Annotated in this window: 2 protein-coding genes; both read right to left on the reverse strand. The window is 63.7% G+C overall.

The features are described 5' to 3' along the window. Positions 1 to 223: response regulator (locus LD110_RS23320; protein WP_225502325.1), on the reverse strand; the 223-nt coding region annotated here is incomplete at its 3' end. 434 nt (positions 224 to 657) lie between these two features. Then, the coding region (locus LD110_RS23325) for a DUF4143 domain-containing protein (protein ID WP_225502326.1) at positions 658 to 1,067 on the reverse strand (410 nt) is incomplete at its 5' end.

The following is a 1,067-nucleotide window of genomic DNA, read 5'->3' on the forward strand; positions in this document are numbered from 1 at the left end:
CCCGCAGGATTCTGCAGACGTCCAGCCCGCCGCCGTCGGGCAGATTCAGGTCCAGCGTGACCAGCTCCGGCACCATGCCACGGACCAGGCCGATGCCTTCTTCCCCGGTTGCAGCTTCGGAAACCTTGAATCCTTTGCCCTTCAGGACATGCACGAGCAGGCCACGGATATCAGGATCGTCCTCGATAACAACAGCGCGGCGCGGACCCAAGGCAGAAGACATAGACCAATTAATTTCGCACAGACACCATTTGTCACATTGGCCGCAATATTCGAGACGGCCAGATCCCAGAGACAGTCGATGCTCTTGGCACGATGACGTGGTGTTGTTGCTCGGCAAGCCATTGGCGGTCAGTGCCGGCCAGCTCGCGCTTTCCGGCGAAAGCCTCGTTCGAGCCCGGGATTTGACCGGCAGACTATTAGCCCAAGACTCAGGGCCGCACTGGCCAGAGTCAGACGGTTTCTGCTTTGCTGCAACCAGATGCCGCGGTCCGCGCAACACCCCGACGCCACGACGGCCGCACCTCATGCAGACACGCCCCCCGCATCGACAAATGACAGCGGCGCCGGCACGGCACCAGCCTGACTGGGGCCAACAGATACCTAATGACTAGGTATTGCGGAATCGCTTACCCTGTTCATTTGGGTGGCGGCAGGTCAGGGGCCAAGGAGCGCCAGCGGAACCACAGCGACACCGTCGGATCGCCGGTAGGCGTGTTCGCCCGTCGTGACGAGGACACGGTCGGCGACCATGTCCCCGATCTGGGCGTGCAGCCAGTTGAGGTGGCGGACGTCCTTGTCGCTGACCGACTCGCTGAGTTTGACTTCGATGGCCAGGACTCGGCGGTCCTTTGCTTCGACGATCAGGTCGATCTCGTGGTCCGTCTCCTTGGTGCGCAGGTGGCCGACCTGTGCCGAGGCGGCCGCGGCATATACCCTGACGGTCTGCGCGACGAGGGACTCATACAGCGCGCCGAGCCAGGTGCCGGCCGTCGCGGCCACCCGATCGCCGGAACCCTGCAGCAGCCCGGCTTTGCCGACGCCGACGAGGCGCGCTGCAAGGGCAG

This window comes from Arthrobacter sp. M4, from assembly GCF_020251205.1.
Lineage (GTDB): Bacteria > Actinomycetota > Actinomycetes > Actinomycetales > Micrococcaceae > Arthrobacter.